Source organism: Psychrobacillus sp. Z16_25 (assembly GCF_056856695.1).
In genome coordinates, this window is the sequence record NZ_JBXEOV010000011.1 from 16053 (window position 1) to 31527 (window position 15475).

15 protein-coding genes are annotated in these 15475 nt (G+C 37.5%); 4 read left to right on the forward strand and 11 right to left on the reverse strand.

What is annotated here, in order from left to right; genetic code table 11:
* Positions 1–15 precede the first annotated feature (15 nt).
* The 8 genes from AC1VU3_RS12155 to AC1VU3_RS12190 form a co-directional block, all read right to left on the reverse strand.
* Positions 16–885, reverse strand: coding sequence for a CheR family methyltransferase (locus tag AC1VU3_RS12155; protein ID WP_480388975.1), 870 nt, complete (start codon positions 883–885; stop codon positions 16–18).
* A gap of 12 nt (positions 886–897) precedes the next feature.
* On the reverse strand, positions 898–3666 hold the full coding sequence (locus AC1VU3_RS12160; protein ID WP_480388974.1) for an ATP-binding protein: 2769 nt from the start codon (positions 3664–3666) through the stop codon (positions 898–900).
* A 237-nt stretch (positions 3667–3903) separates the two neighbouring features.
* A complete protein-coding gene (gene rbsB, locus AC1VU3_RS12165; protein ID WP_480388973.1) occupies positions 3904–4818 on the reverse strand; it encodes a ribose ABC transporter substrate-binding protein RbsB in 915 nt (304 codons plus the stop codon).
* 14 nt (positions 4819–4832) lie between these two features.
* Positions 4833–5774 carry a ribose ABC transporter permease gene (gene rbsC, locus AC1VU3_RS12170; protein WP_480388972.1) on the reverse strand — a complete coding sequence of 314 codons (942 nt, stop codon included), beginning with the start codon at positions 5772–5774 and terminating at the stop codon, positions 4833–4835.
* Positions 5761–7257: a sugar ABC transporter ATP-binding protein gene (locus tag AC1VU3_RS12175; RefSeq protein ID WP_480388971.1), complete on the reverse strand. Its 1497-nt coding sequence runs from the start codon at positions 7255–7257 to the stop codon at positions 5761–5763. The genes rbsC and AC1VU3_RS12175 overlap by 14 nt, the downstream gene beginning before the upstream one ends.
* 15 nt (positions 7258–7272) lie before the next feature.
* Positions 7273–7662 (reverse strand): D-ribose pyranase, encoded by a 390-nt coding sequence (gene rbsD, locus AC1VU3_RS12180; RefSeq protein ID WP_482983626.1) that lies wholly within the window; start codon positions 7660–7662, stop codon positions 7273–7275.
* Entirely contained in the window at positions 7659–8546 is an 888-nt protein-coding gene (rbsK, locus tag AC1VU3_RS12185; RefSeq protein WP_480388969.1) for a ribokinase, read from the reverse strand. Before rbsK ends, rbsD begins: the two co-directional genes overlap by 4 nt.
* On the reverse strand, positions 8543–9529 hold the full coding sequence (locus AC1VU3_RS12190; RefSeq protein WP_482983627.1) for a LacI family DNA-binding transcriptional regulator: 987 nt from the start codon (positions 9527–9529) through the stop codon (positions 8543–8545). The genes rbsK and AC1VU3_RS12190 overlap by 4 nt, the downstream gene beginning before the upstream one ends.
* Positions 9530–10091: 562 nt before the next feature.
* Here AC1VU3_RS12190 and AC1VU3_RS12195 point away from each other — a divergent pair.
* Both AC1VU3_RS12195 and AC1VU3_RS12200 read left to right on the forward strand, forming a co-directional pair.
* Positions 10092–10535, forward strand: a complete 444-nt coding sequence (locus tag AC1VU3_RS12195; RefSeq protein ID WP_480388967.1) for a MarR family winged helix-turn-helix transcriptional regulator — start codon at positions 10092–10094, stop codon at positions 10533–10535.
* A gap of 56 nt (positions 10536–10591) precedes the next feature.
* Entirely contained in the window at positions 10592–11785 is a 1194-nt protein-coding gene (locus AC1VU3_RS12200; RefSeq protein WP_482983628.1) for an MFS transporter, read from the forward strand.
* Between the two features lie 478 nt (positions 11786–12263).
* On the opposite strand, the gene AC1VU3_RS12205 is transcribed toward AC1VU3_RS12200, so the two are convergent.
* Positions 12264–12737, reverse strand: coding sequence for a hypothetical protein (locus tag AC1VU3_RS12205; RefSeq protein ID WP_482983629.1), 474 nt, complete (start codon positions 12735–12737; stop codon positions 12264–12266).
* A gap of 184 nt (positions 12738–12921) precedes the next feature.
* Between AC1VU3_RS12205 and AC1VU3_RS12210 the strand changes: the two genes are divergently transcribed.
* Both AC1VU3_RS12210 and AC1VU3_RS12215 read left to right on the forward strand, forming a co-directional pair.
* Entirely contained in the window at positions 12922–13251 is a 330-nt protein-coding gene (locus tag AC1VU3_RS12210) for a PadR family transcriptional regulator (RefSeq protein WP_480388964.1), read from the forward strand.
* On the forward strand, positions 13248–13778 hold the full coding sequence (locus AC1VU3_RS12215; protein ID WP_482983630.1) for a DUF2812 domain-containing protein: 531 nt from the start codon (positions 13248–13250) through the stop codon (positions 13776–13778). Before AC1VU3_RS12210 ends, AC1VU3_RS12215 begins: the two co-directional genes overlap by 4 nt.
* Before the next feature lie 8 nt (positions 13779–13786).
* On the opposite strand, the gene AC1VU3_RS12220 is transcribed toward AC1VU3_RS12215, so the two are convergent.
* Together AC1VU3_RS12220 and AC1VU3_RS12225 are read right to left on the reverse strand one after the other, a co-directional pair.
* Positions 13787–14482 carry a TMEM164-related integral membrane acyltransferase gene (locus tag AC1VU3_RS12220; RefSeq protein ID WP_482983631.1) on the reverse strand — a complete coding sequence of 232 codons (696 nt, stop codon included), beginning with the start codon at positions 14480–14482 and terminating at the stop codon, positions 13787–13789.
* 142 nt (positions 14483–14624) lie between these two features.
* Positions 14625–15410 (reverse strand): SDR family oxidoreductase, encoded by a 786-nt coding sequence (locus AC1VU3_RS12225; RefSeq protein ID WP_482983632.1) that lies wholly within the window; start codon positions 15408–15410, stop codon positions 14625–14627.
* Positions 15411–15475 lie beyond the last annotated feature (65 nt).

The window sequence follows — 15475 nt, forward strand, 5'->3', positions numbered from 1 at the left end:
TATGATAAGCCGCTTTTATTTTACCTTCTGATAAATTCTTTCTTTTCCAACTACTTCTTTATAGAAAGGCATTACTTCTGCAAATCTTAACGTTTCTTTATCTCCCAGTCCAAGAAAACCACCTGGACAAAGACTCTCGTAGAATAGTTTTTGTACGTGATCCTGCAGGTCAGTAGTAAAGTAGATCAGGACATTCCGACATATAATTACGTGAAATTCATTAAATGATTGGTCAGTAACTAAATTATGCTGGGCAAAAATGATATTCTCCAATAAATCAGAATGAAAATAAGCATACTGATTATCCGTATTATAATACTCAGAAAAAGCTTTATTTCCACCTGCTAGCATATAATTCTTGGTATATGCCTGCATCTTTTGGATAGGAAACGCTCCTTTGCTAGCCTTCTCCAGCACCTGCTCATTCATATCGGTTGCGTATATGACTGACTTATCCTTTAAACCTTCTTCCTCAAGAATAATAGCCATGGAGTATACTTCTTCTCCAGTAGCACAGCCAGCATGCCAAATTCGAATTTCTGGATAGTCGCGTATAAGCGGTATTATTTCCTCTCTAAACGCTTTAAAAAAAGAAGGATTCCGGAACATTTCCGTCACATTTATAGAAAAATCGTTTAAAAGCAGATCCAGAAATCCTTCTTCATGAATTACCTTATCTAAAAGAAGGGTTATAGTTGGAATACCATTCATTTTCATACGATTGTATATTCGACGAGATATAGAGGAACGATTATATTGCCGAAAGTCATACCCTGATAGTCGATATACTGCTTCCAGCAATAATTCAACTTCAATATTTTCATGGGGACTCTTTATATCTTTCTCTTCGAACTCTATACTTTCATATTCAAATTGATTATCCATTTCTTAACTCCCTTATGAGACTAACCAAACTCGAAGAACTGAGAATAATTGATCTAAATTTAGTGGTTTACTAATGTAATCAGACGCTCCAGCCTCTAAGCATTTATCTCGGTCATTTTTCATTGCCTTCGCAGTAAGTGCAACGATTGGTATGTCTGTCATTTGCAAGTCATTTCTAATCTTAGACATTGTTTCGAAGCCATCCATGTTCGGCATCATAATATCCATTAGAACTATATCTATCTCCTCATTGCTCTGCATAACATCTAAGCATTCTAGTCCGTCTCTTGCTACAAGGATGTTCATCCCTCTTCTTTCAAGAGCAGTTTTCAATGCATAAATATTACGATGGTCATCATCGACAATTAATATATTTTTATTTTCAAAAACATCTGTATCCTCTGGGTGAAGCTGTATATCCTCCAGCTTTTCAGAAGTAGGAATTTTTGTAACGATTAAATCCTCTTCTACTGTAGTGACTGCAACCTCTGGAATTTCTAAGTGTTGCTCAATATCAAGCCCGTCTGGAAGACTAGGAATTACTAATGTGAAGATACTTCCCTCTCCAACAGTACTCTCCAGTGTAATCCATCCGCCGAGCAGCTTAGCAAATTCCCTACAGATAGACAATCCTAAACCTGTTCCACCATACTTCCGAACTGTCGCCCCATCAGCCTGCTGGAAGGATTCGAAGATAAATTCATGCTTTTCAGGAGGAATACCGATTCCTGTATCTTTTACAGAGAATTGAATCCATTCCTCACTTGTTTTCTTCATTTCTCTAGTTTGTTTTTCTTTATCTACCCTTTTAATCACTAGCTCCACAAATCCTGCCTCCGTAAATTTAAAGGCATTGGATAATAAGTTTTTAAGGATTTGCTGGAATCTCTTTTCGTCTGTATAGAATAAATCTGGAACATTATCATCTTTCCATACTTTAAATTCTAAGCTTTTGCTTTGAGCAACAGGTTGGAAGGTTCGTTCCATATTATTAGGTAGCTCATTGAGATTTACCTCCTCGAATAAAACCTCCAGTTTCCCTGCCTCCACCTTAGAAAGATCGAGTATGTCATTGATCAGCGACAATAAATCCTCACCAGATGAATGAATAACCTTCGCAAATTCCATCTCTTCTTCTGTTAAACGACCTTTTCCGTTTTCAGAAAGCATTTCTGATAATATTAATATACTGTTTAAAGGTGTTCTTAGCTCATGAGACATATTTGCAAGGAATTCTGATTTATAATTCGAGTGAAGCAGTAGTTGTTCTGCTTTTTCTTCTAATTCTTTGCGAATTATTTCTAGCTCAGCGGTTTTAGTTTCTGCATCCTTTGTTCTTTCCTCAAGCTGTTCATTAATCTGTGTTAATTCCTCTGTTTGCATTTGAAGCTCTTCGGATTGCGTTTGTAGTTCTTCCGACTGTGTTTGAAGCTCTTCCGATTGCGCTTGAAGCTCTTCAGTCATTGCTCTAGACTCATTTAACAGACGAACAACTTCCATTCTGCCTAATACACTATTCACTGAAAGACCGAAAGTTTCCACTACCTGCTTCACTAAATCTTGGTGTAGCTCACTATATTCCTTCAACGTTGCTAGTTCTACGACTGCTATTACCTCATCCTCGAATAAGACTGGCACTATTAAAATACTAGAAGGGGGAACCTGCCCCAAACCTGTTGATACAAAAGTATAGTCAGTAGGAACATCATGGAATAGCAGGATTTTTTTATCCTTAGCGCATTGTCCAATTAATCCTTGCCCCAGACGGAAACTATCTCGTCCAAGACCATCTTCTGAGCTGCTATCAGCATAAGCTGCTTTCTTGTAGAAATAAACATCCTGGTCATTTGCTTCTCTAATATAAAAGGCTCCATAAGAGGAATCCGTCATTTTTGCCAATTGAGAAAGAAAAATGTTAGAAAGAGCATTAATAGAAGAAATACCTTGGTAATTAGTTACAATTTCTGCAATGTTAGACTGAAGCCACTCCCGATTATCCATTTTATCCAGAAGATTATTTGTGGCAATTGCAAGTTCTCGAATTTCATCATTCGTTTTAACTATGATTCTTTCTTTACGATTTGCTGAATCCGTCGTAATATTCGTAATCGAATCCGTTACATCTGAAATAGTTCTTACAATTGCTTTTGAAACCTGACTTGCCATAATAATAGCAATAACAGATACGGAAACTAATATACCGAATAACGCAACTGTTAATAAATTATTTCTTTCATCTAACTCATCTGCTCTTGCTTGAGTTAGCTCAATTTGTGAACTTCGGAAGCTATCAAATTGTGCTCGAATGGAATTCATATATTCTCGCCCAAGATCATTCGCATAAAAAGCTTGGATGCCTTCCGTGTTGTTTTCTCTTTTTAAACTGATTGCTCTCTCTCCAGCCTCTGATATCCAAACCTCAATAGATTCTTTCGCTTTCTCTAACTGTTTAAGTTGGGCAGGTTCATTTTCAATGAGTGCATAAAGCTCTTGATATCGTTTCTCCCATTCTTCGGAAGCTCGATTGTATGGTTCTAAGTAAGATTCATTTCCAGTAATTATGTATCCACGTTGCCCTGCTTGCATGTCCATTATATGCTTCTCAATCGTATTCGTTAAGGTTTGCATGCTTGTATTATATTCAATCAAATCATTTCGTTCCTTCTGTAAGGAACGTATCTGACTATTTAACACCAATACTGCTGTTAGTAAGCAAATAATGATTACTACGTATCCGATAGTAATTTTGGAACGTATTCCAAATCTGTACTTGTTCTTCATTCCAATTCCTACCTTTTTAAAAGATTTATAAATACTATTTTAAATCAAGTATTATTTAAAGAACAGTGTTTATTGCTATTAAATTCTTTCTATTGAATTTTTCATACATAAAGTAATATATTTATTTTCACACATTTAGACCATTTCACCTAGCGATAGGTCTTCTGTGATTCAAATAAAAAAAGAAGCGCTGATTACTCAACACTTCTCCTTGTATAGAGCGAATTTCCTCATTTATTATTCTTTAATTAATTCCAAATCTACTGGGATAGAAGCCTCTACTTCTTCTCCATTTAGATATTTGATTGCTGCTTCCATTGCTTCTTCACCTATTAACTCTGGCTTTTGAGCAATCGTAGCTGCAAGCTTCCCTTCTTCTACAGCTTTTACTGCATCATCTGTAGCATCAAAGCCAATTACGACAATATCTTTACCCGCTGCTTCGATTGCTTCAAGAGCACCTAAAGCCATTTCATCGTTATGTGCAAACACTCCTACGACATCAGAATTAGCTTGTAGAATATTTTCCATAACAGTTAATCCTTCTGTACGGTTAAAGTTAGCAGTTTGCTTGGCTACGATATCTAATTTATCAGCTGCTACTTTGTTAAAACCTTCTCCACGCTCACGTGCAGCAGAAGACCCAGCAATTCCTTCAAGCTCTACTACTTTTGCGCCTTCTCCAACCAATTCTAGTAAGTACTCGCCAGCCATTTCTCCACCAGCAGCATTATCGGATGCAATATGTGTTACTACTTCTCCACCGTCTGAAGTACGGTCTACCGTGATAACAGGAATACCCGCTGCATTTGCAGATTCAACAGTAGGAACTACAGCAGATGAGTCAGTAGGGTTGATAATAATTAAATCAACACCTCTTTGAATTAAATCCTCTACATCATTCGCTTGTTTGGAAGCATTATCCTGTGCGTCTACTATTGTAATCTCAGCGCCAAGTTCTTTTGCCTTTGCTTCAGCACCTTCACTTAATGTAACAAAGAAAGGATTATTTAAAGTAGATACAGATAAACCGATTGTCAGCTCTCCCTCTTTAGATTCTGAATTTTCTTTTGAAGAGCCTGGTGCCTCAGTTGAACATGCCGCTAGAAATAATACAGCCATTACTACTAAGCCAAAATAAAGTTTTTTCATGTTAACTACTCCTTTTAAGCTGTTTTTTTACGATCCAAAAGAACCGCAAATAATATAACTGCACCCTTCACCACTTGTTGGAAGAAGGAGGATACACCAATTAGGTTTAGACCATTATTCAGTACACCAATAATTAGCGCACCGATCAATGTACCAACAATCCAGCCTCGACCGCCTGTTAGGCTTGTACCACCCAAAACTACTGCAGCAATCGCATCAAGCTCGAACATATCTCCCGCAGTGGGCTGAGCTGAGTTTAGACGAGAAGTCAAAATAATTGCTGCCAAGGCAGAAAGCAATCCCGTTAACGAATACACATAAATTTTAATACGATCTACCTTAATACCAGATAATTTAGAAGCCTCTTCATTGCCACCTACTGCGTATACACGGCGACCAAAAGTTGTCTTTTTCAGAATGAAATACAGAACTCCAAAAGCAATAGCCATTGTGATTACTGGTACTGGAATACCAAAGAAATATCCTTTCCCAATTAGCGTAAATACCTCAGAATCTCCTAAACCTGATACAGGACGACCTTCGGTATATACAAGCGTCAACCCACGATATATGGTCATAGTAGCCAAAGTTGCAATAAACGGTGCTACTTTTCCTTTAGAAATAATGATTCCATTAATAGCACCTAATACTGCTCCTAACAATAGACCCAATAGCATAGCAAGGATCGGATCCATACCAGAAGCCATCATGCCGGCGGTAATTGCACCCGTAAGAGCAAGAATAGATCCAACCGATAAATCGATACCTCCAGTTAAAATAACGAAAGTCATCCCGAATGCTATCAGTGCATTGATAGATACTTGGCGTAGTACATTTAATAGATTGTTAAGCGTCAAAAAGTTTGGACTCATAATACTAATAATTACGACTATAAGAAGCAAACCAATAAGTGGCCCTAATTTTTGAAAGATGCTAGTAGATTTAGATTTTAGCAACTTTGTCACCCCCGGTAGCATAATGCATAATTTTTTCTTGCGTCATTTCGTCTTTATTTAGTTCACCAGTTAGCTTACCTTCATGCATAATTAACACTCGGTCAACCATGCCGATAATTTCTGGGAGCTCTGATGAAATCATGATGATGGAGACTCCCTTTTCTGCAAGTGAATTAATAATCGAATAGATTTCTTTCTTTGCTCCAATATCCACGCCTCGAGTAGGCTCGTCTAATATTAAAATATCAGGATTGATCCCCAACCATTTCGCGATAACGATTTTTTGCTGGTTCCCACCGCTAAGTGATTTGACTGTTTGTGCCGGTCCAGATGTTCTCACGCCTAGACGTTTTACCATGGTGTTATATAAGCTGTTTTCCTTCTCTGCTTTGATTATTCCATTACTAGAAATAGTAGAAAGATTCGTTAAACTGAGATTTTCACTTACGGAGAAATCTAGCACTAATCCCTCACACTTACGATCCTCTGTCACATATCCAAACCCTAGCTTTATAGCATCCTCTGGTTTTTTTATTTTTACCTGTTTTCCATTTAAATGAAGCTCTCCACTTGTAAGAGTTTTATAGCCAAATATAGATTGTACAACCTCTGTACGCCCTGCTCCCATAAGACCTGCTATTCCTAATACCTCTCCCTTGCGAAGCTCAAAGGAGACATCCTCGAAAAGTCCGTTACTTGTAAGGTTCTTTGCAACCAGCTTTACTTCCCCGATTTGAGAGTTTCTTTCTGGGAAACGTTCACCTAATTCACGGCCAACCATCATTTGGACAATTTCTTCAAAGGTCGTTTCTTTTATCTTTCGAACACCAACATAGTTTCCATCTCGTAAAATAGTAATACGATCACAGATTGAGAAAATTTCCTCCATCCTATGAGAAATATATACAAAGGCAACACCTTTCGCCTGTAATGCTTTGATTGTCTTAAAAAGCGTTTCAATTTCACGATCAGTCAAAGCCGCGGTTGGTTCATCCATTATGATGAGCTCTGCGTTTGAAGAAATTGCTTTAGCAATCTCAATTATTTGCTGCTTCCCCACTGACAGCTTCCCTGCTAGTGTTGTCACATCAACATCCAAACCCAGTCCCTTAAGAATTTCCTTTGCTTCCTTATTCATCTGACTAGTTTTTAATATACCGGTCTTACCAAACGTTTTTTCATTCCCAAGGTAAAAGTTTTCCGCAACCGTTAAGTCGGGTAAAATATTTAACTCTTGGTGTATGACAGCAATTCCAGCTTTCTCAGCTTCTTTTGGATTTTGGAACTCTACAGGCTGGCCATTTACCTTTATTTCACCAGCATCTCTTGTATAAATACCTGTCAAAATCTTCATCAAGGTAGATTTCCCTGCACCATTTTCACCCATCAGTGCATGTATTTCTCCTTTTTTCACCTCAAACTGTACGTCTTTTAAGACTACGTTTCCACTAAAGGCCTTTGATATCCCAGTCATTTCAATCATCATGCTCACCTACCTTTAGAATATAACTCCAGATTGTAAAATTACATTGGCGTAAGGAGTTGCCTCACCAGTTCGAATAATCACCTTTGAATCATATGTAAGCGTTTTTATCTTTTCATGTGAAACTTCCTCTACATTAGAGAAGCTTGGCTCTATTTCTTTAAAGAGACTCTTATTTTGGATTTTCATTTCTGTAGCAATAAAGACCTTTTCAACTTCCATATCCTCCAGGACTGCTTCCAATACTTCTAAAAAAGAAGGCTTTCCTAACTTATAAGAAAGATCGATGCAAGGCACTCCCTTTGGAATCGGCAGACCACAATCTGCAATCGTAATTTGATCTGTATGACCAAGCTTCGCAAAAATACCTGCTAATTCACGGTTTAGTATGCCATGTTTTTTCATAGATTCTTTTGCACCTCTAGTCTCTTAGCCACCTCTTCGGCTGATGGCATGCCACCTTGTGCTCCAAACTTTTCTACCGAAAGAGACGCAGCAGCATTTGCAAACCGAACTGCCTCTTCTAATCCCATTCCATTTGACACAGCATGGGCTAAAGCACCGTTGAAGGTATCTCCGGCTCCCGTAGTATCTATCACGGAGCTTGTAAACCCATCGACGATTACATGCTTTTTCCCGTCAAAAAATCTAGCGCCATTGCTGCCTAGTGTTACTATCAACTTATTTGGGTATTTTTCTAAAACCGTCTCTATATCCTCGCCAAAGATAGCAGCACATTCCGTTTCGTTTGGCGTGAGATAAGTTACATCATCCATAAACTCTTTTAAGAAGCCGCTCGCTGGAGCCGGGTTTAATAAAACCGGAATGTTAGACTCCTTGCAGAGCTTAAGAGTATAAGAAACAACAGAGATAGGAATCTCTAATTGCATTATGACAAATTTACTGTTCTTAATAATCTTTTCCTGGCTCTTTATGGTATCTTCCGTCAATGCATAGTTTGCACCTGGAACGACAATAATTCGATTATCTCCATCCGAAATAAGGATGTTGGCAATTCCTGTAGCTACTTCATCTTGATATTGTACCGCTGTAGTATCCACACCATTACTCTGCAAGTCTGCTACCAGGTCATTTCCAAAGCTGTCATTTCCGACACTGGCTATCATCCTAACATTACTGCCTAAGCGTGCTGCAGCAACCGCCTGATTAGCGCCTTTCCCCCCTGGAACAGTCGTAAACAGCTGTCCAAGAACTGTTTCCCCTTGAATGGGGAAATTATCGGTTTGCACGACGATATCCATATTCATACTACCGATTACCGTAATCATTGTTGTTCACTCCTTGTTGTCCCTCTCACAACTAACTCAACAGGCAGTTGAATTACTCGTTCGGTTAACTCTAATTCTTCAATCGTTTTGATAAGCATTCGAGTTGCTATTGCACCCATTTTGTATATATCCTGTGCTACCGTAGTAAGTCCTGGAGTTAGCATTGATCCCATCGATATTCCATCAAACCCCATTATTTGAAGCTCGCCTGGCACATGGATTCCCAAATTATAAGCTGCCTTCAATGCCCCTGCTGCTGATATATCCGAACTAGCAAATATACCATCTATATCCGGTATATTTGTTAGAACTTCCCTTACGATTTGTTCAGACTCTTCAAAATGAAAAGGACATTCTACAATATGAGTTTGAATATTTTTACCTTTGACTGCTTTTAAAAAACCAGCATACCGATCATCTGCGGGCACAAGCCCTGATGGACCTCTCAAAAAAACAATATTCTTGCACCCCTGCTCTAGTAGATGGGTGGTGCCTAGCCATGCTCCTTCTATATTGTTAGATGAAACAGTGGGAATAGACTCATGAATCATTCGGTCTAACGCAACTATTGGGATATCTAAATTCTTATAATGACTAGCGTGAAGGTGATTGGTAGTTACAATAAACCCCGCTGCATATTTTTGTTTTAAGGTATCCATGTAATGAATTTCTTTTTTGGGTTTTTCGTCTGAATTACACAAGACAACTGTATAACCATAGGATAATGCAACATCCTCCACTGCTCTTGCCAATTCAGGAAAAAAGGGATTCATAATATCTGGCACAATTAGTCCTATAAAGTTTGTTTGTTTCGTGCTTAATGAACGTGCTACTTGGTTTGGTCTATAGCCTAGCTTTTCAATCGCATCATGGATCTTTTGCTTAGCTTCAGAACCAACATATCCTTTTTTATTTAAGTAACGGGATACAGTAGCAACTGAAACACCAGCTTCCTTTGCAACATCTCTAATATTCGCTGACATCCGCTATCCTTCTCCCCCTTAAATATGTGTAACCGGTTACACATACTATAACCCTCTCCTTTTTTATTTGTCAAATGTTTAACAAAATTCAAAAGTGAGAAACAATAATATAAAATGAGCAGCATTACTTCTCTTCCTATTTTTGTATCCCCTTTACTGGATCTTTCATTATTCTGTAGAGATTAGTTGACTATTTTAAGTAGAAGAACATTATGTTAATATTAAAATAATTCAACCGTTGGTAACTTATTAAAAGAATTATCCTACTGTTAGAAGTCTAGTTTGGTAATTATGCGAAAGAAAAGATAGCAGAAGTCAGTAAACTTTTCATACTTGATTTCTACTATTAAAGTATTGATTGGTCTATTAGGTTGGTGAATAAATGAACTATTATGTGTTAGTCTGGTTTTTATGAAACTAGAGATGAAGTTTTTGCTTCTAAACCAGCATTTAAGTGGGAATTTAATATTTCAGGAGATTGTCGGAAAAGATAGTAAGGATTATCATATTGACAAAATAAATAGCTAGCTATATTGTAGATAACTATAAGTGAGGTATAAAAATGGTAAAGTCTTATCAAGAACCCGCTGTATTAACACATCTAAAAATGGTTGAGCATCTGGCTAAACGTATCGGCGATGAACACTTAAAGCAAATTGGCTTGACGCAAAGCCAAGCAGATGTAATTATATTGCTTGCCCATGAACAGGATCGAGTTTTTCATCAACGTGATATTGAACGTGCGTTAAATTATACGAATCCTACCGTAACAGGCTTATTAAATCGGTTGGAGCAAAAGAATTTTATTGTTCGTGAGGTAGACCCTAATGATTCAAGGGCTCGTATTATTAAATTGACGGATGTTGCCTTAGCTGCACTAGAAGAAATTTATCATAGTATTCGTCAAACTGAAAAAATGATATTTGAAGGGTTTTCAAAAGAAGAGATGGACATACTAATACCAATGATGTCTCGAATGGCAAAAAATGCATTACGTCATGTGTAATGCACGTTTTTTTCTTCACTTATATAGCTAGCTATATTATTAAAAGGAGTAAAGTTATGCAACAAAAATATTTAAAAAATGCTGGTTTAATCGCATTAATTTCCATTCTTTCGATGATTCCCCCATTATCGACTGATTTATATATGCCTGCGTTACCAGAAATGACGTCTTATTTTCATACAACATCCACTTTAATGAGCTTTACGATGACCGTATTCTTTATATTCATGGCAATCGGTATTCTTTTTTTAGGACCGATGAGTGATAAATATGGTCGCAAACCGATATTGATCACTAGTATTTCTATCTCCTTAGTTTTTAGTGCTGCTTGTGCATTCGCTCCAAATATCACATTACTCATTCTTGCACGTGCCGTCTCTGCATTTGGTTCTGGTGGGATGGTAGCGATAGCAACAGCATTGATAAAAGATAGCTTTGAAGGAAAAGCAATGTCAAAGGCACTGTCTATTACACAAGCCCTTGCTTTAACTGCACCTATGCTTGCGCCTCTTTTAGGAGCATTGATTTTGAATGTGGCTGATTGGAAAATGACATTTATTGCTTTAGCAATTTTAACAGGAATTTCGCTTGTAGGGGCAATCTTATTACAGGAAACGTTACCAGTGAAAGAACGTAACCAAGGTGGTACCATTCAATCTATTTTAGGATTAAGAAAAGTGGCAAAAAACCCTAACTTTTTAAGTTTGTTATTAGTAGGGGCATTTATAGCTGCACCATTCATGGCATACTTAGCGCTAGCCTCTTATATTTATATAGATGGCTTTGGTGTGACAGAAACAACATTCAGTCTGTTTTTCGCTATGAATGCCGCTGCCTCTATTCTGGGACCGATTATGTATATGCGATTTGGAGCAGGTTCTGTGAAGAAGGTTATTAATATAGGAATTATATTGTCACTTATTTCTGCTGTATTAATTTTAACAGTAGGAAAAACTGGCCCAGTTATCTTCTTGTTGTCCTACGTTATTTACTCAATCGTAACCTCTTATTTCCGACCATTGATTTCAGATTTATTACTATCTGCTACGAAGACAGATGTCGGAGCAGCATCATCCGTAATGAATTTTGGGTTTGCCGTTTTAGGTAGTATCGGTATGATTGTTGGTTCTTTAGCATGGAGCAGTTATACAGGTGGATTAGCGATTACTATGTTAATTTTTATATCCATAACAATCCTTGTTTGGACCTACATCTTAAAAGCGAAATCCATAAAATTTGATTGGAAATAAAAGCAGGTCATATAAAAGAAATGAGCATGGGACAAAACAATAGGACAGCACCCGCACCTTGCGATTTTATATTTTTGATAAAATCGTAAGTGCTTTCTTACTTTTACAAAGTGTGGTTCTTCACTGCGTCGGATGCTTTCCGCGGGCACGGCTCGAGCCTGTAGTCTCTCCCTCGTGCGTTCCCGCAGGAGTCACCGACGCTGTTCCGAACCATTAGTGCTAGCTTCCAACGAATAAATTTTAATAAGAATCTCGTACAAAGAATGTGTAACAAATCAAATGGTTTTGTTCTATTCTCTTACCTTTAAGAATTCCTTCTGTCCTAACCTCTTACGAACCAATTATTGTTTACTACTAAAACTAAAAATTTGATTACTAAATTTTTAACAAGATTAGAGCATAAGACAAAAGGAATAGTTTTCCCCAATCGTCGTACCCCATTGCTTTTTGGAATCAATCAGACACGTTACTTTCTAGATTAAGGAAGATATTTTTCTACTATCTTTATGATCTTCCCGTCTTTCATTGTTACCTCATAGGGGCCTGGAACAGCCATTACGTGAGAAATAAATTCTTTTTCCTCTACTTTTTTCGGGGAAGATAAGTTCTCATAGTCAACTAAAAAATACTCTGCTTCTTCTGACAACTGTATATTTTCCGCTTTGTCTGTTTCATTATAAACAACATAACCTGTCGGTAGATCTTTTTCTACATCCAAGCCTAGTTCTTTTATTCTATCTTTGTCATTTTCCTCAATCCACTCTACTTCGTCCACAATTAAACTATTTGACTGAAGATCAAACTGTTTCACCATCACCATCATTTCTCCCGAGTCGTTCACTTCTTCTGTTTTAGCGTCATCTGAGCAAGCTCCTAACACTAAAGTAGAAACCACAAGGGCCAGTATAAAAAGGGATATCTTAGCCGAAATTCCTTTATTGGTTTTCTTCATAAATTGTCTCATCCTTTCTTTCATATATATTAGACCATAATTCCAACAAAAAGGTTTTCATTTTTTAAAAATTTTTTATTTTTTAATTGACCTCCTAATAATTCCAGCATATACTATTTATATCGGTAGACGATATAACGATATACGATACATCAACAAACGATATAGAAAAGAGTGAAATGACATGTCAAAAAATGAACAACCCGCATTAACAGAAGCAGTTTACTATATACTGCTATCCTTGTATCAGCCCATGCATGGGTATGGGATTATTCAAAATATAGCAGAACTCAGCAACGGAAGAGTAAACTTGGGAGCCGGAACACTCTATGGGGCGATTAACACCCTACTGGAAAAGGAATGGATTGTTCCGGTAGAAACAGAGGAAAACTCCAGAAAGAAAGTTTATGAAATTACGGAATTAGGCAAGGAAATTGTCGTTTCAGAAATGGAGCGTTTAAACGAGCTTTTAACAAATGGAAAACAAACATTAGACAAGGGGGAAATTATATGAAAAAGGTTGTTTGGAAAGTGTTCGTAGATCATGAGAAAGAGGAAAAATTTTTGAACGAGATGTCTGATAAAGGCTGGGCGCTAACCTCTTTCAAGTTTTGTCGATATACTTTTGAAGAAGCACCTAAAGGGGAATACATTTATCGTTTGGAGTATTTGGAGCATCCGATAAAGGACAAAAGAAGCCAAGAGTACCTAGAGTTCATGAAAGAAACTGGTGCAGAAGTGGTTGCAACTTCTTTACAGCAATGGGTTTATTTCCGCAAAAAATCAAAGGAAGGCAGTTTCACGATATACTCCGATATCCAATCGAAGATTTTACACTATTCAAGGCTACGTACTTTATATCTTTGTCTCGCAGCCCCAAATATTCTAATTGGCTTAATATTAGTCATCCAAGGTTTTTCTCACATATCAGCTTGGATTTCTCCACTTAACCTAATAGTAGGATTATTACTCATCTCTGCAGCACTTCCGTTAACGAAAAAAATCAATCATCTAGAAAAAGAACAAAAAATTTTAGAATAAAAAGATCCTTATACAGGATCTTTTTTATATGTCCGAAATATTAACCAAAGTATCGTAAAGATTAGAAACGCTATAATTTCTAGAGAAAGAAGATACCAAGGATAGGGGCCGAGAAAATCTAGAATACTCCCAGAAGAAGGCTTACGTTGTAAGAACATATAATTCCCCCCTACCAGCTTATTGATCCATAAAATAACTGGCAGAAGTACATTTAAAACAAGCAAAGTATATAGAACACCTTTAAAGGTTGGGCGATAGCCTCTTACCCAAGTAAAATAAAGAGCTGTTAGTATAATACCGAAATGCGTAAAAAAGAAATGAAAAAAACGAAAATGTGGGTAGCCCATATCTAAAACAGGGGTGGCAACCGCTTGGAGAGCTCCTCCAATTCCAGCAAAGAAAACAAATGGGTAGATTTTACGGTTACCTGTCCATAGCAATACAATCGTTAATAACAGACTTAAACTGCAGAGCTCCAGTGGTAAAGCACTGCTTAGCTGCCACCTATCTGATTGGATAAGCCAAACATGATAGAAAAAATCCATAACGAGCAATGACACTGCAACCAAGCGTTCGATTAATTGTCGCTTAGGGGAGAAAACTGATAATTTCTTTCTGAAAATAAACAATAAAATACCCAGCATTACGAGTAAAAGAAACATCATCATATGTACTCCTGAAAACATTTCAAATCTCGGTTCCATCTTTCCACCCCTTTCTCTATCATTATTCGATAGCTACAAAAAAATTCCTTTTATCTAAGCTCACATAAAAAATGCCAAACCGTCACTGTCCTCGACAATGAACGGTTTGGCATAAAAAGTATATGAAATTCTCCAACCTTTATTATATCTCCATGTCCCAACGCTCTTTTTCTGCGTCTTTCAGCTGATCAATCATTTCTTCCGGCCATACAGTTCGGAACTTATGGTGATTAAGCGGAATGATTTCAATCATTTTTTCAATCATATCCTGAGGATCGTATTGGTCCTCCAACATTTTCTCTTGCTCCTTCATATCCTGAAGTCTTGTAAAATGTTTCCCCTCATCATACCATTTGTATATTTCCTCCGAGCTTCTATCATTAAAGCCAGTATTATATGCCCCTGGATTAATCGTAGCTACTTGTACCCCGTGTTTTTCTAATTCTGCTTGCAATGTCTTGGCGATGCCCTCAATTGCATGTTTTGTCGCTGTGTAGGGACCAACATATGGTGTTGATGATATCCCAGCCATTGAGCTCATGAAAATGATTTTCCCTTTGCCCTTTTCCACAAATTTACGTGCTGCGTGTTGGACTGTTTCAAGTGTAGAAAATACATTTACGTCAAATAATTCTCGAACTCTGTCCATCGGGACCTCAGCTAATGGCCCACCTTCATTGATAGCAGCGTTTGCAACAAATATATCAAAATTATATTCATCTATTTGAGCTCGATCACGAGCATTTTGTATATCCAGCTTAAATATTTCCATATCTAAGCCTAACTCGTCGGCTTCCCTTAAAAGGCTTGTCTTTTGGGATGTCGTTTCTGTAGTGGCAATCAATCGATGGCCTTTCTTCGCTAAACCAATTGCTGCTCCTCTTCCAAGTCCACTGCCTGCCCCTGTTATGAAGATTGTTTTACTCACGTAATCCCTCCTAGTAAATCGTTCTCTTTGTTCTACTTCCCTTTGAGATTGAGATAAAACGATTT